At 66.2% G+C, this 26120-nt stretch carries 28 protein-coding genes; 14 read left to right on the top strand and 14 right to left on the bottom strand.

The window, feature by feature from the left end; genetic code table 11:
* The first annotated feature begins 86 nt into the window (after positions 1 to 86).
* The 3 genes from ASG37_RS11990 (at position 87) to purC (ending at position 2720) form a co-directional block, all read left to right on the top strand.
* Positions 87 to 950 carry an alpha/beta hydrolase family protein gene (locus tag ASG37_RS11990; RefSeq protein WP_235525196.1) on the top strand — a complete coding sequence of 288 codons (864 nt, stop codon included), beginning with the start codon at positions 87 to 89 and terminating at the stop codon, positions 948 to 950.
* 71 nt (positions 951 to 1021) lie between these two features.
* Positions 1022 to 1855 carry a hypothetical protein gene (locus ASG37_RS11985; RefSeq protein ID WP_055760196.1) on the top strand — a complete coding sequence of 278 codons (834 nt, stop codon included), beginning with the start codon at positions 1022 to 1024 and terminating at the stop codon, positions 1853 to 1855.
* Between the two features lie 85 nt (positions 1856 to 1940).
* Positions 1941 to 2720: a phosphoribosylaminoimidazolesuccinocarboxamide synthase gene (purC, locus tag ASG37_RS11980; RefSeq protein WP_055760193.1), complete on the top strand. Its 780-nt coding sequence runs from the start codon at positions 1941 to 1943 to the stop codon at positions 2718 to 2720.
* 51 nt (positions 2721 to 2771) lie between these two features.
* Here the strand turns inward: purC and ASG37_RS11975 are convergent, their stop codons facing one another.
* From ASG37_RS11975 to ASG37_RS11960, 4 genes are read right to left on the bottom strand one after another with little or no spacing between them, the layout of a single operon-like run.
* Positions 2772 to 4574 (bottom strand): acyl-CoA dehydrogenase C-terminal domain-containing protein, encoded by a 1803-nt coding sequence (locus ASG37_RS11975; protein WP_055760190.1) that lies wholly within the window; start codon positions 4572 to 4574, stop codon positions 2772 to 2774.
* 4 nt (positions 4575 to 4578) lie between these two features.
* Positions 4579 to 5013 carry a MerR family transcriptional regulator gene (locus tag ASG37_RS11970; protein WP_055760186.1) on the bottom strand — a complete coding sequence of 145 codons (435 nt, stop codon included), beginning with the start codon at positions 5011 to 5013 and terminating at the stop codon, positions 4579 to 4581.
* Positions 5014 to 5044: 31 nt separating this feature from the next.
* Positions 5045 to 5512 (bottom strand): EF-hand domain-containing protein, encoded by a 468-nt coding sequence (locus ASG37_RS11965; RefSeq protein ID WP_055760183.1) that lies wholly within the window; start codon positions 5510 to 5512, stop codon positions 5045 to 5047.
* A gap of 52 nt (positions 5513 to 5564) precedes the next feature.
* Entirely contained in the window at positions 5565 to 6200 is a 636-nt protein-coding gene (locus tag ASG37_RS11960) for a squalene/phytoene synthase family protein (RefSeq protein ID WP_200909755.1), read from the bottom strand.
* 106 nt (positions 6201 to 6306) lie between these two features.
* Here ASG37_RS11960 and ASG37_RS11955 point away from each other — a divergent pair, with 106 nt between their 5' ends.
* Genes ASG37_RS11955 through ASG37_RS11945 form a run of 3 tightly spaced genes read left to right on the top strand, consistent with a single transcriptional unit; the run spans position 6307 to position 9601 of the window.
* Complete coding sequence (locus tag ASG37_RS11955) at positions 6307 to 8277, top strand: TadE/TadG family type IV pilus assembly protein (protein WP_055760176.1); 1971 nt, start codon at positions 6307 to 6309, stop codon at positions 8275 to 8277.
* Entirely contained in the window at positions 8274 to 8864 is a 591-nt protein-coding gene (locus tag ASG37_RS11950) for a TadE/TadG family type IV pilus assembly protein (RefSeq protein ID WP_055760173.1), read from the top strand. Before ASG37_RS11955 ends, ASG37_RS11950 begins: the two co-directional genes overlap by 4 nt.
* Positions 8865 to 8902: 38 nt before the next feature.
* The gene (locus ASG37_RS11945; protein WP_055760590.1) at positions 8903 to 9601 is read left to right on the top strand and encodes a TadE/TadG family type IV pilus assembly protein; all 699 of its coding nucleotides are present in this window, start codon (positions 8903 to 8905) and stop codon (positions 9599 to 9601) included.
* A 58-nt stretch (positions 9602 to 9659) separates the two neighbouring features.
* On the opposite strand, the gene ASG37_RS11940 is transcribed toward ASG37_RS11945, so the two are convergent.
* The 3 genes from ASG37_RS11940 to ASG37_RS11930 all read right to left on the bottom strand — a co-directional run bounded on the left by ASG37_RS11940 (position 9660) and on the right by ASG37_RS11930 (position 12605).
* The gene (locus tag ASG37_RS11940; RefSeq protein WP_055760171.1) at positions 9660 to 11099 is read right to left on the bottom strand and encodes a pyruvate dehydrogenase complex E1 component subunit beta; all 1440 of its coding nucleotides are present in this window, start codon (positions 11097 to 11099) and stop codon (positions 9660 to 9662) included.
* A gap of 1 nt (position 11100) precedes the next feature.
* On the bottom strand, positions 11101 to 12150 hold the full coding sequence (gene pdhA, locus ASG37_RS11935) for a pyruvate dehydrogenase (acetyl-transferring) E1 component subunit alpha (RefSeq protein ID WP_055760168.1): 1050 nt from the start codon (positions 12148 to 12150) through the stop codon (positions 11101 to 11103).
* Between the two features lie 98 nt (positions 12151 to 12248).
* On the bottom strand, positions 12249 to 12605 hold the full coding sequence (locus tag ASG37_RS11930) for an FtsB family cell division protein (RefSeq protein WP_055760587.1): 357 nt from the start codon (positions 12603 to 12605) through the stop codon (positions 12249 to 12251).
* A 63-nt stretch (positions 12606 to 12668) separates the two neighbouring features.
* Here ASG37_RS11930 and ASG37_RS11925 point away from each other — a divergent pair, with 63 nt between their 5' ends.
* Complete coding sequence (locus tag ASG37_RS11925; protein ID WP_055760165.1) at positions 12669 to 13037, top strand: tRNA-binding protein; 369 nt, start codon at positions 12669 to 12671, stop codon at positions 13035 to 13037.
* 64 nt (positions 13038 to 13101) lie between these two features.
* Here ASG37_RS11925 and ASG37_RS11920 read toward each other — a convergent pair whose 3' ends face one another.
* Entirely contained in the window at positions 13102 to 14016 is a 915-nt protein-coding gene (locus tag ASG37_RS11920; protein ID WP_055760162.1) for a hypothetical protein, read from the bottom strand.
* 134 nt (positions 14017 to 14150) lie between these two features.
* Entirely contained in the window at positions 14151 to 15425 is a 1275-nt protein-coding gene (gene eno, locus ASG37_RS11915; protein ID WP_055760159.1) for a phosphopyruvate hydratase, read from the bottom strand.
* A 145-nt stretch (positions 15426 to 15570) separates the two neighbouring features.
* Between eno and ASG37_RS11910 the strand changes: the two genes are divergently transcribed.
* The 5 genes from ASG37_RS11910 (at position 15571) to ASG37_RS11890 (ending at position 17506) form a co-directional block, all read left to right on the top strand.
* Positions 15571 to 16128 (top strand): hypothetical protein, encoded by a 558-nt coding sequence (locus ASG37_RS11910; RefSeq protein WP_156349136.1) that lies wholly within the window; start codon positions 15571 to 15573, stop codon positions 16126 to 16128.
* Positions 16129 to 16135: 7 nt separating this feature from the next.
* The gene (locus tag ASG37_RS11905) at positions 16136 to 16471 is read left to right on the top strand and encodes a phage holin family protein (protein WP_055760156.1); all 336 of its coding nucleotides are present in this window, start codon (positions 16136 to 16138) and stop codon (positions 16469 to 16471) included.
* Complete coding sequence (locus tag ASG37_RS11900) at positions 16468 to 16773, top strand: hypothetical protein (RefSeq protein ID WP_055760153.1); 306 nt, start codon at positions 16468 to 16470, stop codon at positions 16771 to 16773. The genes ASG37_RS11905 and ASG37_RS11900 overlap by 4 nt, the downstream gene beginning before the upstream one ends.
* Entirely contained in the window at positions 16770 to 17201 is a 432-nt protein-coding gene (locus ASG37_RS11895) for a DUF883 family protein (protein ID WP_055760150.1), read from the top strand. Before ASG37_RS11900 ends, ASG37_RS11895 begins: the two co-directional genes overlap by 4 nt.
* A gap of 83 nt (positions 17202 to 17284) precedes the next feature.
* Positions 17285 to 17506, top strand: a complete 222-nt coding sequence (locus ASG37_RS11890; RefSeq protein ID WP_055760580.1) for a DUF4170 domain-containing protein — start codon at positions 17285 to 17287, stop codon at positions 17504 to 17506.
* Positions 17507 to 17537: 31 nt separating this feature from the next.
* Here the strand turns inward: ASG37_RS11890 and ASG37_RS11885 are convergent, their stop codons facing one another.
* The 5 genes from ASG37_RS11885 to carA all read right to left on the bottom strand — a co-directional run bounded on the left by ASG37_RS11885 (position 17538) and on the right by carA (position 23575).
* Complete coding sequence (locus ASG37_RS11885) at positions 17538 to 18194, bottom strand: rhomboid family intramembrane serine protease (protein WP_235525195.1); 657 nt, start codon at positions 18192 to 18194, stop codon at positions 17538 to 17540.
* 5 nt (positions 18195 to 18199) lie between these two features.
* The gene (greA, locus tag ASG37_RS11880) at positions 18200 to 18676 is read right to left on the bottom strand and encodes a transcription elongation factor GreA (protein ID WP_055760147.1); all 477 of its coding nucleotides are present in this window, start codon (positions 18674 to 18676) and stop codon (positions 18200 to 18202) included.
* 93 nt (positions 18677 to 18769) lie between these two features.
* Positions 18770 to 22102: a carbamoyl-phosphate synthase large subunit gene (carB, locus tag ASG37_RS11875; protein WP_055760144.1), complete on the bottom strand. Its 3333-nt coding sequence runs from the start codon at positions 22100 to 22102 to the stop codon at positions 18770 to 18772.
* Between the two features lies 1 nt (position 22103).
* Positions 22104 to 22388, bottom strand: coding sequence for a hypothetical protein (locus tag ASG37_RS17695; protein ID WP_156349135.1), 285 nt, complete (start codon positions 22386 to 22388; stop codon positions 22104 to 22106).
* Positions 22385 to 23575 (bottom strand): glutamine-hydrolyzing carbamoyl-phosphate synthase small subunit, encoded by a 1191-nt coding sequence (gene carA, locus ASG37_RS11870; RefSeq protein ID WP_055760141.1) that lies wholly within the window; start codon positions 23573 to 23575, stop codon positions 22385 to 22387. Before carA ends, ASG37_RS17695 begins: the two co-directional genes overlap by 4 nt.
* 146 nt (positions 23576 to 23721) lie before the next feature.
* Here carA and ASG37_RS11865 point away from each other — a divergent pair, with 146 nt between their 5' ends.
* Positions 23722 to 24174, top strand: coding sequence for a GatB/YqeY domain-containing protein (locus ASG37_RS11865; protein ID WP_055760573.1), 453 nt, complete (start codon positions 23722 to 23724; stop codon positions 24172 to 24174).
* 54 nt (positions 24175 to 24228) lie between these two features.
* Positions 24229 to 26034: a DNA primase gene (gene dnaG / locus ASG37_RS11860; protein WP_055760138.1), complete on the top strand. Its 1806-nt coding sequence runs from the start codon at positions 24229 to 24231 to the stop codon at positions 26032 to 26034.
* Positions 26035 to 26120: the final 86 nt, after the last annotated feature.

Here is a 26120-nt window from a genome sequence, read left to right as displayed (position 1 = left end):
TATACGAAAATACGTTTCGACTGATTGAGAACGTTTCCAATAGTGCAACAATACTATCAATACCGATACTGACCCGGAGCATAGCCTTGGCCGATACCCTTTCGCCGCCACCGCCCGCGTCGCCGATGACATGGCCCGACCTGACGCAGCGGCCGCGATCCGAGCCCGATCATCATTTCGCCTATGGTCCCGATTCGCTTCAGTGCGTCGACCTCTGGCTTCCGGCGGGCAGCCCGGACGGGCGATGGCCGGTCGTCGTGATGGTCCATGGCGGCTGCTGGCAGAGTTCGATCGCCGACCGGCGGCTGATGGACTGGGCCGCGGCGGACCTGCGGGATGCGGGAATCGCGGTGTGGAACATCGATTATCGCGGCGTCGACCGCTCTGGCGGCGGTTATCCCGGTACGTTCCACGACGTCGCGGCGGCGGCCGACCATCTTCGCGACCATGCCGCGATCCATGTGCTCGACACGTCGCGAATCGTGGCGATCGGCCATTCCGCCGGCGGGCACCTCGCGCTGTGGCTGGCGGCACGGCCGCGCCTGCCGCGCGACAGCCTGCTCGCCCACGCCGATCCGCTGCCGATCGCCCATGTCGTCTCGGTCGGCGGCCTGCCCGATCTGGCGGCGGTCGAGCGCGATCCCGCCAATGGCTGCGGTACGGAGGTCATTGCCCGGCTGGTCGGCGACCGGCCGGACCGCTTCGCCGACACCTCGATCCCGCCGCTGCTGCCGATCGGCGTGCCCCACACGCTGGTGAACGGCCGCGTCGACCGGATCGTGCCCGGCTATATGGCCGACGACCATGTCACCGCCGCGCGGGCTGCCGGCGACCGGGTCGGGCTGCACTGGGTCGCGGATGCCGGTCATGTCGAACTGATCGCGCCGGGCACTGCCGCATGGGACGCGGTCAGGGCGGCGACGCTGCGGGCGTTGGCGCTACCGGACTGATTACGGCCAAGACTTGACGCGGCTGCCCCAATCATGACACATTCTTGCCATAATCAAGACAGGAGTGGTTCATGCGCGCTACCGTTTCGATCCTCGCCCTCATTTTCGTCGCCGGATGCAGCAATCCCGCCCGTGACGACGGGACCACGACCGCTGACGATGCGACCACCGCCGACAGCGCCCCCGGCGTCGATGTCACCGCCGCGCCCGGTGTGGCCTTTCAATATCATTATGGCTTTCGCCTGCCGGCCGAGCGGATCGCGGCGGTCCAGGAAGCGCATGCCGCCGCCTGCGAGCGGCTGGGCGTCAACCGCTGCCGGATCACCGCGATGCGCTACAGCCGCGATGCCGACAACGACGTCGATGCGCGGCTCGGCTTCCTGCTGGCGCCGGAATTGGCGCGCGCCTTCGGCCGCGACGGCATCCGCGCGGTCGAGGCGGCCGAGGGCATGGTCCTTGATGCACAGATCACCGGCGAGGATGCGGGTGCAAAGATCGGGCAACTGACCCGCACCCGCGACGCCGCGACCGCCGATACCCGCACGATCGACGCGCGCAGTATCGGCACCGGCCGGGAAGCGCGCGCCGAACTCGAACGCCAGCGCGCCACCGCCATCGACGCCGCGCGCACCGCGCAGGCCGCGATCGCCGAACAGCGCGCGTCACTCGCGGCAACGCCGGTGGTGTTCGACTATCGCGCCGGACAGGCGATCCGCAGCTTCGATCCCGCCTCGCCGCTGACCCATGCCGCCGACCTTGCCGTCACCTCGGCGCGCTGGACGCTCGGCACGGTGCTGGCGGCGCTGGGCGTGGGCCTGCCGCCGCTGGCGGTGGCGCTGCTCGGCCTGTGGCTGTGGGTGCGCGGCCGGCGGCTGTGGGAGCGGCGCATGGCGCACGGCGCCTGATTGCACCGGCGCACCCCTTCGGCTATGCGGCGGGCTTCTATCGCAGGGGTCCGCCGCCCCGCACCATCACGTCGAAGGAAAACGCATGGCCCGCCGTCGCCAGATTTACGAAGGCAAGGCAAAGATTCTCTACGAGGGTCCCGAGCCAGGCACGCTCATCCAGTATTTTAAGGATGACGCCACCGCCTTCAACGCCCAGAAGAAGGGCACGATCAACGGCAAGGGCGTGCTCAACAACCGGATTTCCGAGCATGTGTTCACACTGCTCGGCAACATCGGCGTGCCGACGCACTTCATCCGCCGCCTGAACATGCGCGAACAGCTCATCCGTCAGGTCGAGATCGTGCCGATCGAGGTCGTGGTGCGCAACGTCGCCGCCGGATCGATCAGCAAGCGCCTCGGCATCGAGGAGGGGCAGCAGTTGCCCCGCACGATCATCGAATATTATTACAAGGACGATGCGCTCGGCGATCCGATGGTGTCGGACGAACATATCCTGTGCTTCGGCTGGGCGGCGCAGGACGAGCTGCACGAGATGGCCGACATGGCGATCCGGGTGAACGATTTCCTGTCCGGCCTGTTCGCGGGAATCGGCATCCGGCTGGTCGACTTCAAGCTCGAATTCGGCCGCATCTGGGACAATGATTTCAGCCGCATCATCCTCGCGGACGAAATCAGTCCCGACGGCTGCCGCCTGTGGGACATGGTCACCAACGAAAAGCTCGACAAGGACCGCTTCCGCCGCGACCTCGGCGGCGAAGTCGAGGCGTATCAGGAAGTCGCGCGGCGTCTGGGCCTGCTGCCCGAAGGCGCGGACTCGGCGGTCCTCGACCTCGAAACGCATCGCAAGAAGCGCGAAAAGTAATCGATTTCGTCATCCCGGCGAAGGCCGGGATGACGGTTTTGAGCGGGGGGACTACCCCCGCGCGAACAGCGCCGGGTCGAGCGCCATGACGGCCTCGCTGCCCCCCTCGATCTTGCGGCGCAGCGCGCCGGTGTCGGGCAGGATGCGCTCGGCATAGAAGCGCGCCGTCACCCGCTTGGCCGCGATGAACGCCGCCTCGCCCTCGCCCGATGCGGCCAGCGCCTCGGCGGCGGTCAGCATCCGCAGCCACATCAGTCCCGTCGCGACGATCCCCATGACGTGCATGTACGAATGCGCCCCCGCGCCGACGTTGTTCGGGTTCTGCATGCCATTGGCGACGAACCACATCGTCGCCGCCTGAAGATCGTTCAGCGCCTTGCCCAGCCGTTCCGCGAAGTCGCGTGTCGCGTCGCTCTCCTTCGCGGTCGCGATCTCTTCCGTAACGATGCGGAAGAAATGCTGTACCGCGCGCCCGCCGTTCTTGGCCAGCTTGCGCCCGACCAAGTCCATCGCCTGCACGCCGTTGGTGCCTTCGTAGATCATCGCGATCCGGGCATCGCGGACATATTGCTCCATGCCCCATTCGGCGATGTAGCCGTGCCCGCCATAGACCTGCTGCGCGTTGGTCGCGACGTCATAGCCCTTGTCGGTGCCATAGCCCTTGATGACCGGGGTCAGCAGCCCGACCAGATCGTCGGCCAGTTCGCGGCTCGCCTCGTCGGCGCCCATATGCGCAATATCGACCTGGAGCGCGCCCCACAGGCACAGCGCGCGCAGCCCCTCGGTCAGCGCCTTGCCCTCCATCAGCATGCGGCGCACGTCGGGATGGACGAACAGCGTGTCGGCCTTCTCGCCCGGCTCCTGCGGCCCGGTCAGCCCGCGCCCCTGCCGCCGGTCGCCGGCATAGGCCACCGCGTTCTGATACGCCGTCTCGGCGACGCCCAGCCCCTGCAACCCCACGCCTAGCCGCGCGGCGTTCATCATGATGAACATCGCGGCCAGCCCCTTCATCTCCTCGCCAACCAGCCAGCCGGTCGCCCCGTCGTAATTCATCACGCAGGTCGAATTGGCGTGGATGCCCATCTTGTGCTCGATCGACCCGCACGACACCGCGTTGCGCGCGCCGGGCGTCCCGTCGTCGTTCACGATGAACTTGGGCACCACGAACAGCGAGATGCCCTTCACATTGTCCGGCGCATCCGGCGTCTTGGCGAGCACCAGATGGATGATGTTGTCGGTCAGGTCGTGCTCGCCCGACGAGATGAAGATCTTGGTGCCGGTGATCGCCCACGATCCGTCGTCGTTCGGCACCGCGCGCGTCTTGATGAGGCCGAGGTCGGTGCCGCACTGCGGCTCGGTCAGGTTCATGGTGCCGCCCCATTCGCCCGACACCATCTTGGGCACGTACATCGCCTGTTGTTCGGGGCTGCCCTTGGCCAGCAGCGCGGCGGTCGCGCCCTGCGTCAGCCCGGGATACATCGCGAACGCCATGTTGGCCGAGATCAGATATTCCTCGAACGCGGTGGCGACGACATGCGGCATCCCCTGCCCGCCGAACTGTTCGGGCGCGGCCAGCGTGCCCCAGCCGCTCTCGACGAACTGGCGATAGGCTTCCCTGAACCCCTTGGGCGTCGTCACGCTGCCATCGGCGTGGCGGGTACAGCCTTCCCGATCGCCCGACTGGTTGAGCGGGAACAGCACCTCCGCGACGAAGCGTCCGCCTTCCTCCAGCACCTGTTCGATCACGTCGGGAGTCGCATTGGCGAATCCCGGCAGATTGCCATGATCGCCGACGCGCAGCACATGATCGAGGATGAAGCGGGTATCGCGAACCGGCGGGGTATAGCTGGGCATGGGATCAATCCTTCTCCGTCCCGCGCGTCTGCGGCGCGGTTTGTTGGGGCAGCGCGTCGAGCATCGTCACGAAATCGGTCAGTTCGGCGATCGCGGCATCGATGTCGCGCCGCTGGTTTTCGAGCAGCGCGATCCGGTCACGGCACTTCTGCACCGTCACCTGCCGCTGCACCCGCCGCCCGTCACCGATGTCGTACAGGTCGATCATCTCGCGGATGTCGGCGAGGCTGAACCCGACCCGCTTGCCGCGCAAAATCCACGCAAGGCGCGCACGGTCGCGCTGCGAATAGATGCGGGCTAGGCCACGCCGCTCGGGCGCGATCAGCCCTTCATCCTCGTAGAAGCGCAGCGCGCGCGGCGTCACGCCGAATTCGGCGCACATGTCGGTGATCGAAAACTGGTCGGAGGCGGACTCCGGCGACACGGCAACGGCAACCATCGCGTGATGCTGCCTTACGTTTACGTGAACGTCAACCTTCGTCCGCCGGCTGGGTCGCTGGCGGACAATTGGTCCGCTTCGGTGCCTTGCGCTTCACCGCCGTCGTCGCGAACTCGGTGGCGTCGAGCGCGCCGTCGCGCCCCTTGTCGGCGGTCGCGAACTTGGTCGTCGTCTTCGCCGCCCATTCGTCGAAGCTCAGCCGCCCGTCGCCGTTGGTGTCGAGCTTCGCATAGGCCTTGCGCCGTGACGCCAGATATTCGTCGCGGGTGATCCGCCCGTCGCGGTCCTTGTCATACCGGCCGAAGCGCTTCTGCTCGCGGGTCCGGGGCAAGGCGGCAGGCGCATCGGCCTGCACCTCCGGGACCGTCGGCGCATCGGCCAGCGCGACCATCCTGGGCGGCGGTGGCAATGCCTCGCTCGCCGCATCGCTGCGGAACAGGAACAGCCCCGCCAGCATCAGCGCCAGCGCCGCCCCGACCCCCGCCAAGAATCGCCCCATCTGCCGCTCCCCTTCGCCACGATCCTACGCGGGGCGAGCGGCGGCGCAAGAGTCACCGCCCGGTGAGGCCGAACCACGCCAGCCGCGCCGCGCGCTTCGGCCCGCCATGCGGCACCCCCGCCCGGTCGAGCCGCGCCGACAGCGCCAGCAGCCCCAGCGCCCGCGGCACGCCGGCCAGCGATTGCCCAAGCGATACGTCCGCCAGCGCCATCGCCCGCGCCACGACCCCGGCATCATCGGCATAGCGCGCCAGATCGACCAGCGCCCATCCCTCGCCCGGCGACGCCGGGCGTCCGGCGTCGCCGCCCAGCACCCCGGCGGCAATCGCGAACAACACCCCGCCCCGCGCTTCGGCAAATTCGCGGAGCGCCACGTCGTCCAGCACCTCACGCTCGATCAGTACGTCCCAGCCGTCGACCACCGCCGCCAGCCGCGCACCGCTCACTCCCAGCGGCAGGACATGCGCCGCCAGCGCCTCCAGCACCGGCATCGCCGGCGGGGGCGCGCTGTCGAGCCGTTTGAGCGAATCGCGCCACCACGCCAGCCGGATCTGCCCGATCGCCGGCTGGGTCGTGGTGCGCACCACATCGCCCAGCGCATCGTCGAGCGCCAGCAGCGCCGCCAGCGCAGGCCGGCGGCCGGCGGGGGCATAGGTCAGCGCCAGCGCGCGTTCGGGGTCGTTGCTCATACCTTCGTCCATCGCCGCCCTTAACGCCGCGTCAACCCCATTGGTGCAGAGCGCAAGGGGGATAGGTGCCGCGAACCGGTCGCGGCATCGACGGTGGGCGGGGCGAATGAACGATACGACGGCGCGAACGAAGGAGCCTCCCCGCGCCGCGCTGCTCACCCGGCTGTCGCGCGACCGGCGCGGCAACACCCTGGCGATGATGGCGATCTCGATGATCCCGCTTACCGCGCTGGGCGGATCGGCGGTCGACACCGCGCGGATCTATGTCGTCAAGACCCGGCTGCAACAGGCCTGCGACGCGGGCGTCCTCGCCGGCCGCAAGTTCATGGTCGATTCGAGCAACAACACGCTCGACGCCAACGCCACGCTTCAGGCGCGCAACTTCTTCAACAACAATATCGCCCAGGGGTGGATGCGCGCATCCGACTATACCTTCGTACCTGTCAGGACCGCGCAGAACCGTGTCGCCGGCACCGCGACCGCGCGCGTGCCGATGACGGTGATGAAGATGTTCGGCGCCGCCGACGTGACGCTGACGACCACCTGCGAGGCGCGGCTAGACATCGCCGATACCGATGTGATGTTCGTGCTCGACACGACCGGGTCAATGGCCTGCCTGCCCGGCGACGACGACGATTCGTGCAGCAACTATGCCGGCACCGCGACCAAGATCACCTATAGCCGTCCCGCAACCAGCACCGCCAATGTCACGCCCGGCTATGTCGGCACGACGGGCTATTCGGTGGCGGAACGGTCTGGATCGCGCATCGCCGCGCTGCGCACCGCCGTGGTCGATTTCTTCGATACCATGGCCGCCGCGAAACAGCCGACGACGCGCGTCCGCTATGCGTTCGTTCCCTATACCTCGACGGTCAACGTCGGCGCGTCGGTCCGCGCGATGGGAACCAGCTATATCGTCGGCGGCAATGGAGCGGGCGATACTGCCGACTACCAGTCACGCACGATCACCGGCGAATATGAAGCGTCACGCACGGTCACGACCACCGTCAACCGCGCGCAGTCCGCCTGTGGTACGAACTTCAACTCCGTTCGGGATCCGGCCACCGAGCGAACCTTCAAATCGGACGGCACCGCCACCCGTACCGGGCAGGAATGGAACAGCTCGACCAAAAGATGCCAGAACTTCAATCGCAATCTGGCCCCGGTGTGGACCTACAACCGCTATCCCGTCGATGTCAGCGGCTATGTCAGCAACGCTGCGGTCACGACGCCGAACCGCTTCCCGCTGTCCACCTCGGCCTGGCTCGGCTGTATCGAGGAACCCGACAGCAGCAACAGTGGATCGAAGAGCTACAGCACGACCAATCCGCCGCCCAACCTCGACCCCAACCTGATCCCCAGTGGTGCCTTGCGCTGGCAACCGATGTGGCCAGAAGTCGAATACCAACGGAGATATGCCTATTGGTATTATTACTATGGCTGGCAGGTCGCCTATTATCCCACGTCTGACCAGATCACGACCAACGGCGACGACACCAATCTGGGGCCGTGGATGGGATCGGTCGGTATGCAGAACTCGGGTAACGTCTCGTGCGGGAAGCCCGTTCAGCGTCTTTCCGAACTGAACCGCGACCAGGTTCGCTCCTACGTCAACGCCGCCGATTTCGCGCCGCTCGGCGGCACCTATCACGACACCGGCATGCTGTGGGCGATGCGACTGCTGTCGCGCACCGGCGTGTTCGCCAGCGACAACGCCGTGCAGAGCGGGCGCGGCGCACCCAAGCGCGTTATCGTGTTCCTGACCGATGGCGCGATGTCGCCCAACGACACCCTCTATGGCCTGTACGGCATGGAGGCTTGGGATCGGCGCATCGCCAACGGGGATACCGGTGATCTCAAGGCGTATCACAACGCCCGCTTCCTCGCGCTGTGCCAGCAGGCGGCGGCGGCGAACATCGATGTGTGGACCGTGGCGCTCGGCACCGATTCCACCGACGAGCTGACCCAGTGCGCCAGCACGCCCGACCAGGCGCTGGCGACCGAGTCCGGCAGCGGCCTGTCGGATACCTTTCGCAAGATCGCCAAGGCGGTCGCGATGCTGCGGATCTCGAAATGATCCGGCGCGCGCGCTTCCTCTTCGCCGACCGGCGTGGTGCCACGATCATCGAATTTGCACTGATTATTCCCGTGCTGGTGGCGCTCATCATGGGTCTGGGCGATCTGATGTTCCAGACCTATGTCCAGGGGATTCTCGACGGAGAGATGCAGAAGGCCGGACGCGATTCGGCGCTGGAGGACAATGCCTCGGGCAACAGCGCGATCGACCAGAGGGTGCAGACGGCGATCCAACTGATCGCCAAGGACGCCAAATTCTATCCGAAGCGCGATTATTTCGCGTCCTACGCGCTCATCAAGCCCGAGCCGATCTATGACAAGAACGGCAACGGTACGCTCGATTCCAAGGAATGTTTCGACGACGTCAACGGCAATGGCGTGCGCGACACCGATCCGTCGCGCACCGGTCAGGGCGGCGCGGACGACATCGCCCGCTATACGATGCGCGTCGTCTATACCCGGCCGTTCCCGGTAGCGAGGCTGCTCGGCTTCTCGCAGACGATGGAAGTCAGCGCGACCACGCTGCTCAAGAACCAGCCGTACAAGAACCAGACGACGTTCACGATCCCTAAGGTCTGCCTGCCATGACGCTCGCCGTTTCGCTTTCGCGCTGGCACGAACGGGGTATGCGGCTGCGACGCGATTCGCGTGGTGTCGCGCTGCTCGAATTCGCCTTCGGCCTGCCGCTGGTTCTTGGCATCGGCCTCTATGCCACCGAAACGGCGAATCTGGCGATCGCCAACCTGCGCGTCAGCCAGATCGCGCTGAACCTCGCCGACAACGCCTCGCGCGTCGGCTCGCTCAACAACGACAATACCAAGCAGTTGCGCGAGATCGACATCAACGACGTGCTGATCGCCGCCGCCGAACAGGGCAAGCGGCTGGAACTCACCCAGCGCGGGCGGATCACCATCTCCAGTCTGGAACAGGCGGTGGCCGGGGTGCAATATCTCCACTGGCAACGCTGCCTGGGGATGAAGGGCGGTGCCGGCTATGATTCGACCTACGACCGCACCCTCGGTACGATGGATCGTGACGACGGCACCGGCACCAACTGGTGGAACGGGGGGGTGAACCAGCCGACCGGCATGGGTGAGACGGGGTCGAAGGTGAACTCGCCGGTCGGATCGGGCGTGATGGTCATCGAAATCGTCTATGACTATAAACCCGTCGTCGTCGCCGCATGGCTGCCGGGCGGGGCCAAGGCGGCGCGGATTCGCTACACCGCCTCCTATGTCGTGCGCGACCGGCGCGACTTCTCGCAAATCTACAATCCATCGCCGCCCGCGCGGCAATATTTCTGCGACCTCTATTCCGCGACATGAAAAAAGCCCCCCGGTCGTCGTGACCGGGGGGCCTTTCGGATCGGCGGGATCGACCGCCTTAGCGGTACGTCACCTTCTTCACCGCCGCGACTACCTTGTCGCTGGTGATGAGCGCCAGCTTCTCGAGGTTGGCGGCATAGGGCAGCGGCACGTCTTCGTTGGCCACGCGCAGCACCGGCGCGTCGAGGTCGTCGAAACCCTCTTCCATCACGACGGCGGCGATTTCCGCCGCGATCGAACAGGTCGGCCAGCCTTCCTCGACCACGACGATGCGATTGGTCTTCTTGAGCGACTTCAGCACCGTCTTGGTATCGAGCGGACGCAGCGTGCGCAGATCGATGACCTCCGCGTCGATGCCCTCGCCCGCCAGCTTCTCGGCGGCTTCGAGCGCAAGGCCGACGCCGATCGAATAGCTGACGATCGTCACGTCCTTGCCGGGCTTCATGATCCGCGCCTTGCCGATCGGCAGCACGAAATCGTCGAGCTTGGGCACGTCGAACGACCGGCCGTACATCAGCTCGTTCTCGAGGAACACGACCGGATCGGTGGAGCGGATCGCGGCCTTGAGCAGCCCCTTGGCATCGGCGGCGTCATACGGCGCGATCACGATCAGCCCGGGGACCGATGCGTACCATGGCGCATAATTCTGGCTGTGCTGCGCACCAACGCGGCTGGCCGCGCCGTTGGGACCACGGAACACGATCGGGCAACGCATCTGGCCGCCCGACATGTAGTTGGTCTTGGCCGCCGAATTGATGATGTGATCGATCGCCTGCATGGCGAAGTTAAAGGTCATGAACTCGATGACCGGACGCAGACCACCCATCGCCGCGCCGGTGCCGATGCCGGCAAAGCCGTATTCGGTGATCGGCGTATCGATGACGCGGCGCGGGCCGAATTCGGCGAGCAGCCCCTGCGTGACCTTGTACGCGCCCTGATATTCGGCGACTTCCTCGCCCATCACGAACACGCGGTCGTCGGCCCGCATTTCCTCGGCCATCGCGTCGCGCAGCGCGTCGCGGACCGTGGTCTTGACCATCTCGGTCCCTTCCGGAATCTCGGGCGCGGTTTCGCCTTCCTGATCGGCGGCGTCGAACAACTGGCGCGCGCCAGTTTCGGCGTGCTGCTCCGTCGTGCCTTCGGGCGCGGGCGGGGCCTTGTCGTCGTTCTTCGTTTCGGCCTTGGGTTCGGCGGCGACCGCCTCGCCCGAGCGCGCCTCGCCACCGCCTGACGACTTCGCCGCGTCGACGTCCTCGCCCTCGGCGGCGAGGATCGCGATGACCGCGCCGACCTTCACGTTATCGGTGCCCTCGGCGATCAGGATCTGCGCGATCGTGCCTTCGTCGACGGCTTCGAATTCCATCGTCGCCTTGTCGGTTTCGATCTCGGCCATGATGTCGCCGGACTTGACGGTATCGCCTTCCTTGACCAGCCACTTGGCCAGCGTGCCCTCTTCCATCGTCGGCGACAATGCTGGCATCTTCAGTTCGATCGGCATCTCAGTAGCTCTCCACCAGGACGTCGGTGTACAGTTCTTCCGGGTTCGGTTCCGGCGCGCTTTCGGCGAAGTCGGCGGCTTCCGCCACCCGCTTGCGGATGTCGGCCTCGATCGTCTTCAGTTCGGCTTCCTCGACGCCGGCGGCGGCCAGCTCGCGCTTCAGCCCCTCGATCGGGTCCGAATTGTCGCGCATTGCCTGCACTTCGTCGCGGCTGCGATATTTGGCCGGATCGGACATCGAATGGCCGCGATAGCGATAGGTCTTCATCTCGAGGATGACCGGACCCTTGCCCGCGCGCACCCATTCCAGTGCGGTTTCGGCCGCGCCGCGGCACGCCAGCACGTCCATGCCATCGACCTGGATGCCCGGAATGCGGAAGCTTTCGCCACGCTTGTAGAGCTGGTCCTCGGCCGACGCGCGATTGACGCTGGTGCCCATGGCATACTGGTTGTTCTCGATCACGAAGATGATCGGAAGCTTCCACAGCTCGGCCATGTTGAACGATTCGTACACCTGGCCCTGGTTCGCCGCGCCATCGCCGAAATAGGCCATGCAGACGCCACCATCGTCGGCGTACTTGTGCCCGAACGCGAGCCCCGCGCCGAGCGACACCTGCGCGCCGACGATGCCGTGGCCGCCGTAGAATTTATGCTCGGTCGAGAACATGTGCATCGACCCGCCCTTGCCGCGGCTGATGCCGGCTTCGCGCCCGGTCAGCTCGGCCATGATGACCTTGGGATCGATGCCATAGGCGAGCATGTGACCATGATCGCGGTAGCCGGTGATGACCGAATCCTTGCCGACTTCGAGCGCCGACTGCAGGCCGACGGCGACGGCTTCCTGCCCGATGTAGAGGTGGCAGAAGCCACCGATCAGGCCAAGGCCGTACAACTGGCCGGCCTTCTCCTCGAAACGCCGGATCAGCAGCATTTCCTTGTAGAAGGCGAGCAGTTCTTCCTTCGACGCTTCGTACCGCTTTGGCTCCCCCGGCCGTTCGCGATTGGGACTGACGGGTTCGCTGGTGCGGCCTTGCGCCGGTGCTTTTGCCACGGTTCGGATGCCTCGTTCCTGAAAGGATGGGTTGGAGCCGCGCCTATGGCCCGATTTGCGACCATGCGCAACCGAACCGCCGGCAATCCGTACCGGATTCATTCATCGATACGGATTCCGCAACGGGTGCGCGCCGCCTGTTCCTTGCCGATGGGCACGATGAATTCGTCGGGGTGGGCGACGTTCAGCTTCCGCCGTACCAGTTCGTCGACCATGTCGGGATCGGCATGGCGCGGATCGAGCAGTTCCACCCGGTTGCGCATCTCCGCGCGCACCTTGTCGAGACAGGCATATTGCAGCGATCGCTGCGCCAGTTTGCGCTGATAGTCACGGTAGGCAAGGACGCCGTTCGGCCCGAGGATGGCATGATAGGCAAAGAAGCCGATAACGAGGATGACGAGCGCGGGCCATCCCGCGCGGGCAAGCATCTGGCGAAGGGGCGAGGAACGCGGCATCAGGCGTATTTCGGCCATCCCACCGGCGCGCGCAAGCGGCACCGGCTGCCTGAAAGACACGCCATGCACCTGCTGCACGATCCCGCGACGCTGACCGATCCGACCGATTTCGATACGTACCTGAAAATCGACATCCGCGTCGGCACGATCGTCGCCGCCGAACCCTATCCGCAAGCGCGCAAGCCCGCGATCAAGCTGTCGATCGATTTCGGTCCGGTGATCGGGGTGAAGCGGTCGAGCGCGCAGATCACCGAACATTATGATTGCGAGGGGTTGGTCGGGCGGCAGGTCGCGGCGGTCGTCAACTTCCCGCCGCGTCAGATCGGCAAGTTCGTCTCCGAAGTGCTGACGCTGGGTTTCCCGGATGAGAACGGCGCGGTCGTCCTGTTTGCGCCGGACCGCCGCGTACCCGACGGCGGACGGTTGTTCTGACCGGTGCAGTGCCCCGAACGCGGCTCGCGCTGTTCCGGGGACCGAGCGACCTCGACCGACGTGGTCAGCGTTCGGGAAGTGCGGGCGGCGACGCGCTGACCGCGCCCAGCCAGAAGCTGCCGTCATAGGCCGGATCGCGCTGCGTCCCCGGCAATGATTGGAGCGTCACGAAAGGCGTGCGTTCGATCACCGCATCGCTCCGGACCGGGTGGCCAGCACATTCGATCGCGTCTTTCGGTATCGGCTTGCCGGGTTCGAACTTGACACCGGCTCGCAATTCGCAAGTCCATGTCGATCCGCCGGCACTCGCCATGTTCAGCGAGACGACCTCGCTTGCAGGTGCGAGCTGCATCGCCATCGGCCGAAAGATCACCGCCCCGCGCTCGATCGGTTGCTTGCGCGCATGCAGGTTCCCGGCCAGCACCAGCACGCGGTCGTAGCGTCCGGCGACGGCGGCGTTGCGGATGTTCTCGGCCTGCGCCGCCTCGTGGGGCCCCTGCCCCGGCTGGTCGGCGAACTTCGCCTGTTGCGCCGCATTGCGCGCACCGTTGAACGCGACCAGGGCGATCGGCCTGCCAGCGCTTTTGAGCGCGTGGAGCCGGACCAGCATGTCGCGCATCGCGACACTGCCGATCCCGTCGTTCCGACCGGCCCAGCCATCCTTCAGCAAGGCTGCGGGAAACCGTGTCGGCGGCAGCCGCCACGCGGCCTGGAACGCGGCGTCATAGGGTGATCCCAGTTCCACCGCGACCAGAACCCGCTCACCGCGCGCTGCAAGGGCACAGGCGAGATTGCCGATGAACGCCGGCGACTGCCGGGTTCCGTGTATCTCTCCGAACACGACATAGCGCGGATCGCGCCGCACCACGTCGGCCCAGCCGTCGGGCAAGCTGCATCGCTCCGCCGCGCGTGCCGCTGGCGGGACGGCGGCCAGCAGACCAGCCAATGTTGCGGCGACGGCGAAGGGAAGCATGCGCATGGCATCATGCCTACTGCCCGATCCCACCGCCGCAATCCCGAATCGGATACGAAGCGATGTCGGGCCGTCGCCCATGAAAAAAAAAGGCACCGGTCGAAACCGGTGCCCCCTTCCTGCCGCAAATCGAACGTCGCTCAGCGCAGGATCGAACGCCCGGCATAGCGCGCCGCGCCGGCCAGTTCTTCCTCGATACGGATGAGCTGGTTGTACTTGGCGAGCCGGTCCGAGCGGGCGAGCGAGCCGGTCTTGATCTGGCCGCAGTTGGTCGCGACGGCGAGGTCGGCGATCGTCGAATCCTCGGTCTCGCCCGAACGGTGCGACATGACGGCGGTGTAGCGGTTGCGGTGGGCGAGGTTCACCGCCTCCAGCGTTTCACTGAGCGTACCGATCTGGTTGACCTTCACCAGCAGCGAGTTGGCGAGGCCCTGTTCCAGTCCCATCGCGAGGCGCTTCGGGTTGGTCACGAACAGGTCGTCGCCGACCAACTGGACCTTGTCGCCGATCTTGTCGGTCAGCGCCTTCCAGCCTTCGAAATCATCCTCGCCCATGCCGTCCTCGATGGACAGGATCGGGTAGCGCGCGGCGAGGTCCGCCAGATAATCGGCCATTTCGTGCGGGGAAAGCGACTTGCCCTCGCCGACCATTTCGTAGCGGCCGTTCTTGAAGAACTCGGTCGCCGCGCAGTCGAGCGCCAGCATCACGTCCTCGCCGGGCTTGTAGCCGGCACGCTCGATGCTCGCCATGATGAAGTCGAGCGCATCGATCGTGCTGTTGAGCGCCGGCGCGAAGCCGCCCTCATCACCGACCGAGGTCGACAGGCCCTTTTCCGACAGCCCCTTCTTGAGCGTGTGGAAGATCTCCGAGCCGCAGCGCACCGCCTCGGCGATGCTGTCGGCACCGACCGGCATCACCATGAATTCCTGGAAATCGATCGGGTTGTCGGCATGCTCGCCGCCGTTGATGATGTTCATCATCGGCACGGGCAGCAGATGCGCCGAGACGCCGCCGACATAGCGATACAGCGGCAGCCCGCGGGCATCCGCCGCCGCCTTGGCGACCGCAAGGCTGACGCCGAGGATCGCGTTCGCGCCCAGCCGGCCCTTGTTCTCGGTGCCGTCGAGCTGGATCATGGCGGTGTCGATGTCGCTCTGGTCCTCGGCATCCATGCCCAGCACCGCTTCGGCGATGTCGCCGTTGACCGCCTCGATCGCCGCCAGCACGCCCTTGCCCAGATAGACCGACTTGTCGCCGTCGCGCTTCTCGACCGCTTCGTGCGCCCCGGTCGACGCGCCCGAAGGGACCGCCGCGCGGCCGAAGCTGCCATCCTCCAGCAGCACATCGACCTCGACGGTCGGGTTGCCGCGGCTGTCGAGGATCTGGCGGCCATGGACCTGAATGATTGCGGTCACGTAACGACTCCTTTTATGGTCGGGTTCGGGCTCTGTCGCGGCGCTCTCTATCGGCTGCACCGCCGCTCGGCAAATCCTGCGAGGCTGCGTGGAACCCTAGGGCTATCCGCATGGTTTTGGTGGCGAAACGATGAAAGGATTCGTTATGACCGACTTTAATCGGACTCCGGGCACCACGGACACGCCGACGACCAACGACACCGCTGTCGAATTCAACGCCGATCTGGCGGAGCCTGCCGTCACGCCGACGACCTTCACGCCGGCCTCGGTCGAACCGCTGTCATCGGACATCGGCGCGACTGCCAGCGGCACCAAGGCGACGTTGAAGGACGAAGCCGGCAAATTGTCGGCCAAGGCCACCGAAAAGGCACGCGGCCTCGCCGATGAGGGCAAGCTGCGCGCGACCAGCGCACTCGACGAATTCTCGAAGATGATGGACGATGCTGCCGGCACCGTCGACGAGAAGCTGGGCGAGCAGTACGGCCAATATGCCCGTTCGGCGGCGCAGGCGATCTCGGGCTTTTCCGACAATCTGCGCGGCAAGGAAGTCGACGAACTGCTGGAGGACGCGCGCGACTTCGTGCGCAAGAGCCCGGCCATCGCGATCGGCACCGCCGCCGCGCTCGGCTTCGTGCTTGCCCGCATCGTGAAGGCGGGCGTCGACACGCCGGCCACCCCCATCGACCCGATCAGCAAGGTCTGATCCCGACATGGGGGACGAGGGTCTCGGCACCGTCATCAGCCGGGTCGTCAGCGACGGCAAGGCCTATGCCCAGGCGGAGTTCACGCTGTGGAAAAGCGTGGCGACGACGCGCGGCGCGCAGGCCGGCATCGCCGCCGGCCTGGGGGTCGGCGCGGCGCTGGTCGCGCTGGCCGCGCTCACCGCGTTGCTGGTCGGGCTGATCCTGACGCTGGCGACGCTCGTCGGGCCGGGCTGGGCGACGCTGATCGTGGTCGTCGTCGCGCTGCTGGTCGCGGCGTTGATGGCGCGGATGGCGATGGGCCGGGTTCGCCGCGTCACTGCGCCACTGGGAGACGAGCTATGACCACGTCTTCGCTCGCCGCCGCCCGGGCCGATGTTCTCGTCAAGCGTGCAAGGCTGAAAGCCAGTTTTGCCGAAGCGAAACACCGGCTGGCCCCGGCGACGATCGCCGGCGGCGTTGCCGACGATCTGCGCGACCGTGCGGAGGAAGGCGTGGCGATCGTCCGCGAACGCCCGGCGGTCGCCGCCGGTATCGCCACGACACTCGTCGCCTTCCTCGCCCGCAAGCGGCTGCGGCGGCTGTTCCGCAAGCCAAAGCCCCGTCCCCCCGTCCTGCCTGCTCCCGTACAAGGAACCGCACCATGACCGATCATTCGACCCAATCGACCATCGACACGCTGAAGGAAAAGGCCGCCACGACTGCCGACACGGTCAAGGATAAGGCGTCGCACGCCGCGCATGTCACGAGCGATGCCGCGCATGATGCCGCGCAGCGCGCGTCGGACGGTATCGACGCCAACCCGCTGGCCGTGCTGGCCGGCGGCCTCGCGCTCGGCGCGCTCGCCGGTGCGCTGATCCCGAAGTCGGCGCAGGAAGCCAAGGTGCTCGGCCCGCTCGGCAAGCGCCTGTCCGCCGCCGCGACCGCCGCTGCCGCCACCGCGCGGGACGTCGGCAAGGAACAGCTCGCCGCCGCACTGCCCAGCAAGGACGGCGCGAAGGAACAGCTCCGTTCGGCGTTCGGCACCGTGGTGCAGGCCGCAACCGACAGCGGCAAGGCCGCCGTCAAGGGCTGATCCCGTCCCAACTTATGGGTTGAAGGCTACGCCCTGTCCGCTATGCGGATGGGGCGTTTCCTTTTTGCAGTTGCGAGATGACCATGAGCAAACTCCACCTCGTCTTCGGCGGTCGCGTCAGCGATCCGCGCACGCTCGACTTCGCCGATCTCAAGGCGATCGACGTCGTCGGCGTGTTCGGCGACTATGCCAGTGCCGAAAAGGCATGGCGCGCCGCCGCGCAGCGCACGGTCGACGATGCCGAGATGAAATATGTGGTGGTCCATCTCCACCGCCTGCTCGAACCTGAACTGCCCTCGGCCTGAGCGATACGATCCCCGGCGACGGCGCCGGGGATCAGACGCCGACCACGCCCTTCGCCCGCCAGCGCCATTTCAGCAGCGGGCGGAGTAAGAGCATGCCGGCGACGAACCCGCCGATATGCGCCGCCCAGCCGATCGGCGCGCCGCCCTGCGCACTGGCCCAGCCGATCAGCAGGTTCAGCATCGTCCAGCCGGCCCCCAGCCACACCGCGTGGACGACGTGCGCGGGCACCGGCCCGATCGCCTTTGCCTTGCCCTGCCCGAACAGCAGCGCATAGGCGCCGATGAGTGCCGAGATCGCCCCGCTCGCCCCGATCGCCGGCACCGTCGATGCCGGGTCGACCGCCCATTGCGCCGCAGCGGCGGCATAGGCACCGACCAGCCACAACACCACCAACCCGCGCGTACCAACGGCACGCTGCGTCGGCGTCGCCACGACCAACACCGAAAACAGATTGAAGCCGAGATGCGGCCAGCCATCGTGGATCAGCGTCGCGCTCAGCGGCGTAATCCACACCGGCACCAGCGGCAGCCCGGCGACCAGCGCCGGATCAATCCCGATCCGGGCCGGAATGAACCCGCCGATCACCGCCGCCCAGTCGATCCGGCCGGTCACGATCAACAGCGCACCCGCCAGCGCGACGATCGCGACGATCGTCCAGACCGTGCGGGTCGGGCGCCGCTCGAACACGGGGGTTAGATGAACTCGATTTTCGAGATCAGATAATAGCGATCGCCCGACGGCACCGTTACCTCCACCTCGTCATCGACCTTGCGCCCGATCAGCGCGCGGCCGAGCGGCGAGTTGTACGAGATGCGGCCCGACTTGGCGTCCGCCTCGGTCTGGCCGACGATCTGGTAGCGGACCGGCTTGTCGTCCTCGTCGGTCATCGTCACGGTCGCACCGAACACCACCTTGTCGCCCGACAGGTCGCGCGGGTCGATCACCTGCGCCCGGGTGAGCTTGTCCTCGATGTCGGCAATCGACGCCTCGATCTGGCCCTGCCGCTCCTTGGCGGCATGATATTCGGCGTTTTCCGACAGATCGCCGTGGGCGCGCGCTTCCTCGATCGCGTCGATGATCTGCGGTCGCTCCACCTTCAACTGCTTCAGGTGAACCGTCAGGCGGTCATAGCCCTCCTGCAACATCGGCATCTTATCGACCGTCGCCATCGCGCGCGCGTCCCTTTTCCGTCATGTACCCCGTTCGCACGAACGGGCCGTTGCCGGCCCGCCCGCACGCAATCTCTCGTCGCTTGCCGGGGATCAGTTGTGCGATTGCGAATAATAGGACTGGAGCGGGCGCACTTCAAGGGACCGGCTCGCCAATGCCTCGATCGCGCGTGCCACCGCGACGCTTGCCGGGGCCGTGGTGAAATACGGCACCTTCTGCGACTGGGCCGATGCACGGATCGATTCGGAATCCTTCAACGACTGCCACCCCTCGGTGGTGTTGAAGATCATCGCGATGTCGCCGTCGAAGATGCGGTCGACGATATGCGGCCGACCCTGCGCCACCTTGTTGACCCGCTCGACCGGGACGCCCTGCGCTTCCAGATAATCGGCGGTGCCGCTGGTCGCGACGATCGCGAACCCCATCCGTACCAGCAGCTCCACGCCGGGCAGGATGACCGGCTTGTCGCCATCCTTGACCGATACGAATACCGTGCCGGTGCGGGGCAGCACGATGCTCGCACCCATCTGCGCCTTGGCGAAGGCGGTGGCGAAATCCAGGTCGATGCCCATCACTTCGCCGGTCGACTTCATCTCCGGGCTCAGCACCGGATCGACCCCGGGGAAGCGGCCCCATGGGAACACCGCTTCCTTGACCGCGACATGATCGATGTGGCGGTCGATCACCGGCAATGCGGCCAGCTTCTCGCCCGCCATCACCCGCGCGGCGATCTTGGCGACCGGGGTGCCGATCGCCTTGGCGACGAACGGCACCGTGCGGCTGGCGCGCGGATTGACCTCGATCAGATAGACGTTGCCGTCCTTCACCGCGAACTGGATGTTCATCAGGCCCTTGACGTTCAACGCCTTGGCCAGTGCCACCGTCTGCCGCTCGATCTCGGCGATGATCTCGGCCGACAGCGAATAGGGCGGCATCGAACACGCGCTGTCGCCCGAATGGACGCCCGCTTCCTCGATATGCTGGAGCACGCCGGCCACGACCACGTCGTCGCCGTCCGCCACCGCATCGACATCGACCTCGATCGCGTCGCGCAGATACTGGTCGATCAGGACGGGTGAGTCGCCCGACACCTGCACCGCGGTCTGGATGTAATCGTCGAGTTGCTGGAGCGAATCGACGATCTCCATCGCCCGGCCTCCCAGCACATAGCTGGGGCGCATCAGCACCGGATAGCCGATCCGCTCGGCGATCGTCGCCGCCTCGTCCCGGCTGCGTGCGAGGCCGTTGGCCGGCTGGAGGAGCCCCAGCCGCGTGACCAGATCGGCGAACCGCTCGCGGTCCTCGGCCAGATCGATCGAATCGGGGGTGGTGCCCAGAATCGGGATGCCGGCGGCCTCCAGCGCGCGGGCGAGGTTCAGCGGCGTCTGCCCGCCGAACTGCACGATCACCCCGACCAGCTCGCCCTTCGACGCCTCGACATGCAGGATCTCCAGCACGTCCTCGGCGGTCAGCGGCTCGAAATACAGCCGGTCCGACGTGTCGTAATCGGTCGACACCGTCTCCGGGTTGCAGTTGACCATGATCGTCTCATACCCAGCATCGCTGAGCGCGAAACAGGCATGGCAGCAGCAGTAATCGAACTCGATCCCCTGCCCGATCCGGTTCGGTCCGCCGCCCAGGATCACGATCTTGCGGCGATCCGACGGCTGGCTCTCGTCCTCGGGCTCGCCGAAGGTCGGCGCCTCATAAGTCGAATACATGTACGGCGTCTTCGCCTCGAACTCGGCGGCGCAGGTGTCGATCCGCTTGAACACCGGCCGGACGCCCAGCTTGTGGCGATGCTGGCGCACCTCTTCCTCGGTCACGCCGCCGGTCATCATCTTGACGACCTCGTGGATCAGGCCCGACCCACGGGCGATGCCGCGCTCCATGCCGCGCAGGTTCGCCGATTGCAGCGCCAGCCACGCGAGGCGCTTGTCGCTGAACCCCATCGACTTCAGCCGGCGCATGCCCGCCGCATCCTGCGGCAAGCCATTGGTGCAGACTTCGGTTTCGGCGGCGACGATCTCGGCGATGCGTTCGAGGAACCACGGATCGTACTTGGCGATGGCGTGGATTTCGGCGACCGTGAATCCTTCGCGCAGTGCCTGCGCCGCGACCAGCAGCCGGTCGGGCGAGGCAATCGCCAGCGCCGCCTCGATCTCCGCCTTGGGCGCACCGATCAACCGTTCGACGCCGTTGAAGCCCGACAGCCCGGTTTCCAGCCCACGTAGCGCCTTTTGCAGCGATTCATGGATGTTGCGGCCGATCGCCATCACTTCGCCGACCGACTTCATCGCGGTCGACAGCACCGCCTGCGACCCCTTGAACTTTTCAAAGGCGAAGCGCGGAATCTTGGTGACGACATAGTCGATCGTCGGCTCGAACGACGCCGGCGTCGCGCCGGTGATGTCGTTGGTGATCTCGTCGAGCGTATAGCCGACCGCGAGCTTGGCGGCGACCTTGGCGATCGGGAAGCCGGTCGCCTTGGACGCCAGCGCCGAAGAGCGCGACACGCGCGGGTTCATCTCGATAACGATCAGGCGGCCGTCCTTCGGATTGACCGCGAACTGGACGTTCGAACCCCCGGTTTCCACACCGATTTCGCGGAGTACCGCGATCGATGCGTTGCGCATGATCTGATATTCCTTGTCGGTCAGCGTCAGCGCGGGCGCGACGGTGATCGAATCGCCGGTGTGGACGCCCATCGGATCGATATTCTCGATCGAGCAGACGATGATGGCGTTGTCGGCGCGGTCGCGCACGACTTCCATCTCATATTCCTTCCAGCCGAGCAGCGATTCCTCGATCAGCACCTCGGTGGTCGGCGAGGCATCGAGGCCCTCGCGGACGATCTTGAGGAACTCGTCGCGGTTGTACGCCACGCCGCCGCCGGTGCCGCCCAGCGTGAACGACGGGCGGATGATCGCGGGCAGCCCGACATGATCGAGGCCGGCAAGCGCTTCCGCCTCGGTATGGGCGATGTGGCTGCGGGCCGATTCCAGCCCGATCTTCTCCATCGCCACCTTGAACTTCTGGCGATCCTCGGCCTTGTCGATCGCCTCGGCATCGGCACCGATCATCGTCACGCCGAATTTTTCGAGCGTGCCATCGTTCGCTAGCGCCAGCGCGGTGTTGAGCGCCGTCTGCCCGCCCATCGTCGGCAGCACCGCATCGGGGCGCTCCTTCTCGATGATCTTGGCGACCACCGCCGGCGTAATCGGCTCGACATAGGTCGCGTCGGCCAGATCGGGATCGGTCATGATCGTCGCGGGGTTGGAGTTGACGAGGACGATGCGATAGCCCTCCTCCTTCAACGCCTTGATCGCCTGCACGCCCGAATAATCGAACTCGCAAGCCTGGCCGATAACGATCGGCCCCGCGCCGATGACGAGGATGGACGAAATGTCGGTGCGTTTGGGCATGTTATTTTGCTTCCGGCGCAAAGGCTTCGTTACCGACGAAACCCATCTTCATTGGAAATTTCAGCTTCTTGAGTTCCATCAGAGCGCAATCGATAGACTCGTATTTTGCGTCTGCGGGCGGCTGAAAACGTAGCTCTTCGGGACCGGTCAGGGTCAATGTCCCGTTCGGAAGGTTGCAGCGTGCTGCTATCGCCTCGATCGCTTCTGCTCTGGTCTTGGGGGGAGTAGCCTGGAAACAGCTACCCGCCGCAAGACCTGTCAAAAAGATGAAGCCGATCCGCTTCACGCTTTCATCATCCCCACGAACCGCTCGAACAGATAGAAGCTGTCCTGCGGCCCCGGCGATGCCTCGGGGTGGTACTGGACCGAGAACGCGCGGCCATCGGCCAGTTCCAGCCCGGCGTTTGACCCGTCGAACAGCGACACATGCGTCTCGCGCACATGCTCCGGCAACGAGTCCCGCTCGACCGCGAAGCCGTGGTTCATGCTGGTGATCTCGACCGCGCCGTCGGACAGGCGCTTGACCGGATGGTTCGCGCCGCGATGGCCCTGGTGCATCTTGGTCGTCGTCGCGCCCAATGCCAGCCCGAGCAACTGGTGGCCGAGGCAGATGCCGAACAGCGGCTTGCCGGTGTCGAGCAACTGGCGGATCACCGGCACGGCATAGGTGCCGGTCGCGGCGGGATCGCCCGGACCGTTCGACAGGAAGATGCCGTCGGGGTTGGCCGCCATCACCTCATCATAGGTCGCGGTGGCGGGCAGTACGGTGACTTCGGCACCGGCATGAACGAGGTTGCGGAAGATGTTGCGCTTGCTGCCGTAATCGATCGCCACGACGTGCGGGCGGCGGGTATCGGCCACCGGTTCGGCGTTCGCCGGCGTGGTGCTATCGTCATAGCCCTTGCCGAGATGCCATGCACCGCCCTGCCAGCCGTAATGCGTCTCGCACGACACGGTCTTGGCAAGGTCCATGCCTTCGAGGCCCGGCCACGCGCGCGCCTGTTCCAGCAGCGCGGCAATGTCGAACTCGCCGGTCGCCGAATGGGCGATGACGCCGTTCGGCGCGCCGGCCTGACGGATACGACGGGTCAGCGCCCGCGTGTCGATGCCCGACAGGCCGATGCGGTTGTGCCGTGCCATCCACGCCGCCAGATGCTCGGTCGAACGGAAGTTCGACGGCGCGGTCACGTCCTCGCGCACGATCATGCCCAGCGCGTGGGGATCGTTCGCCTCGACATCGTCGACGTTGGTGCCGGTGTTGCCGATGTGCGGAAAGGTGAAGGTGATGACCTGTCCGGCGAACGACGGATCGGTCATGATCTCCTGATAGCCGGTCATCGCGGTGTGGAAGCACACCTCGCCGACCGCCGCGCCTTCGGCCCCGAACCCACGTCCCCACAGGACATCGCCGGTCGCGAGGACCAATACTCCGGTCGCTCCTTCGGGCATGGCGAATGGCTTGGCGTCGGCCATGATAGGCGGGCACTCCTGGGTTTGTCTGATGATGTCGCTAAGCCGTGGCGGCTAGTGGCATGGCGGCCCGCCGTCAATCCTGTGATCGCGGATCGATTGCGGCTAAGGGCGTCCGCTTGACCGCAACGAACCATATCGGACACCCCATGATTCGCGATACCATCAAGGACGCGCTCGTCACCGCCATGAAGGGCGGCGACAAGGAGACGACCGGCACGATCCGCCTGATCCAGTCGGCGATCAAGAACCGCGACATTGAGGCGCGCACCGGCGGCGCCCCCGCTGACGACGACACGCTGGTGGTCGAGGTGCTGCAAAAGATGGTGAAGCAGCGCCGGGAATCGATCGAGATGTACGAACAGGGCAACCGCCCCGAACTCGCCGCCGCCGAGGGGCGCGAAGTGGCGGTGATCGAACGCTTCCTGCCCGCGCAGATGGACGCCGAAGCCGCCGCCGCCGCGATCGAGGCCATCAAGGGCGACCTCGGCGCTACCGGCATGAAGGACATGGGCCGGGTGATGGCCGAGTTGAAGGCGCGCCACGGTTCGCAGCTCGACATGAGCAAGGCCAGCGCGGCGGTGAAGGCGGCGCTGGCGTAAGGAACCGATACGGAACGTATTGCCCAATACGTTCCGGTTGGCGCATATGGCGGCATGACTCTTTCGCCCCAATTTCTCGACGAACTTCGGGCACGCACCACGCTGTCGGCGCTGGTGGCGAAGTCGGTCAAGCTCCAGCGCTCGGGCAACGAGTTCAAGGCGTGCTGCCCGTTCCATACCGAGAAGACGCCGAGCTTCTGGGTCAACGACGACAAGGGCTTCTATCATTGTTTCGGCTGCGGGGCGCATGGCGATGCGATCCGCTGGATGACCGACCAGCGCGGCCTGCCCTTCATCGACGCGGTGAAGGAACTGGTCGCCGCCGCCGGCATGGAGATGCCCGCGCAGGACGCGCAATCGGCAAGGGCGGCCGAGCGCGCCAAGGGCCTGCACGAGTTGATGGCCGATGCGCAGACATGGTTCGTCGATCGCCTGACCGACGAAGGCGGCATCGCCCGCGATGCGCTCGCCAACCGCGGTATCAAGCCCGAGACGGCACGGACGTTCGGCATCGGCTATGCGCCGGATTCGCGCGGCAAGTTGAAAACTGCGCTGACGTCCTATGGCGATCCGATGCTCGTCGAATCGGGCATGCTGATCTCGGTCGAGGGGAAGGAACCGTACGACCGGTTCCGGGGTCGGCTGATGATCCCGATTCGCGATGCGCGGGGTCGCACGGTCGCGTTCGGCGGGCGCATCCTCGGCGACGGCGAACCCAAATATCTGAACTCGCCCGAGACGCCGCTCTTCGACAAGGGCCGCACGCTCTACAATATCGACCGGGCGCAGGCCGCCGCGCGCAAGGCTAGGCGTGTCATCGCGGTCGAGGGCTATATGGACGTCATCGCGCTGGCGCAGGCCGGGTTCGACGAGGTCGTCGCCCCGCTCGGCACCGCGCTGACCGAGCATCAGCTCGAACGGCTGTGGCGGATGGCCGACTGCCCGATCCTGTGCTTCGACGGCGATGCGGCGGGGATCAAGGCCGCGCGCCGCGCCGCCGAACGCGCGCTGCCGCTGCTGACGCCGGGCAAGAGCATCGCGATCGTCACCATCCCGAACGGCATGGACCCCGACGATCTGGTGCGGGCGGAGGGCGCGCAGGCGTTCGAGGACCTGATCGCCACCCGCGAATCGCTCTCGGACTTTCTGTGGCGAATGGAACTCGCCAGCCTGCCCGCCAACGCCGGCCCCGACGAGCGCGCCGCGTTCGAGCATGAACTGGCACGACTTGCCGGGACGATCGGTCACGAAGGCATCCGCCGCGAATATTTCCGCACGTTCAAGGACCAGTTCTTCGCGCTGTTCGGGGCCAAGGACCGGCGGCTGCGGATCGTCGCCAACGATATGGCGGCTGCGGCCGAGGTGCAGCGGGTCGATCTGGTCTTCGCGTTCCAGCGCGCGGTCCTGATGGGGTTGATGCAGCATGTCGCGGTGCTGACCCGGCATTGCGAGCTGATCGCGCAACTGCCGATCGTCAACGGGACGCTCCGGCGCTGGCGCGATCACCTGATCGACCTCGCGATCTATCGCGACGATCTGTGCGAGAGCCTGCTCGCCGATACCGTCGCCGTCGACCGCCAACTGGTCGACATCGCGCGCCGCAACAAGGAAACCGATCTCGCGTTCAGCTTCTGGCAGCGCGGAATCGATCCGGCGGTGGCGCAGACCGATCTGCTGCGCGTGATCCACATATTGGTCGAGGAACATGCCTCGCACCGCGCAGAAAATGCCGCGCGCGAACGCTGCCGTCATGACACGACCGAGCGGACCTTCGCCGATTATCAGCAGGCGCGGTCCGACCATGCGGCGGTGCAGGCGCGGATTCGCGACTGGATGGACGAGCTGGACGAGGCAGCTTGATCCGGGGCGGCGCTGCTCCCATATCGCCGGCTTAGCGAAGCCCGACGATCCGACGAACGCCGCCGAAGGTGTGCTCGCGACTTGCA

The organism is Sphingomonas sp. Leaf407, assembly GCF_001425385.1.
Taxonomy (GTDB): Bacteria; Pseudomonadota; Alphaproteobacteria; order Sphingomonadales; family Sphingomonadaceae; genus Sphingomonas.
Note: the sequence above shows the minus strand (reverse complement) of the source record. Positions and strands in the feature narration are given on the sequence as shown.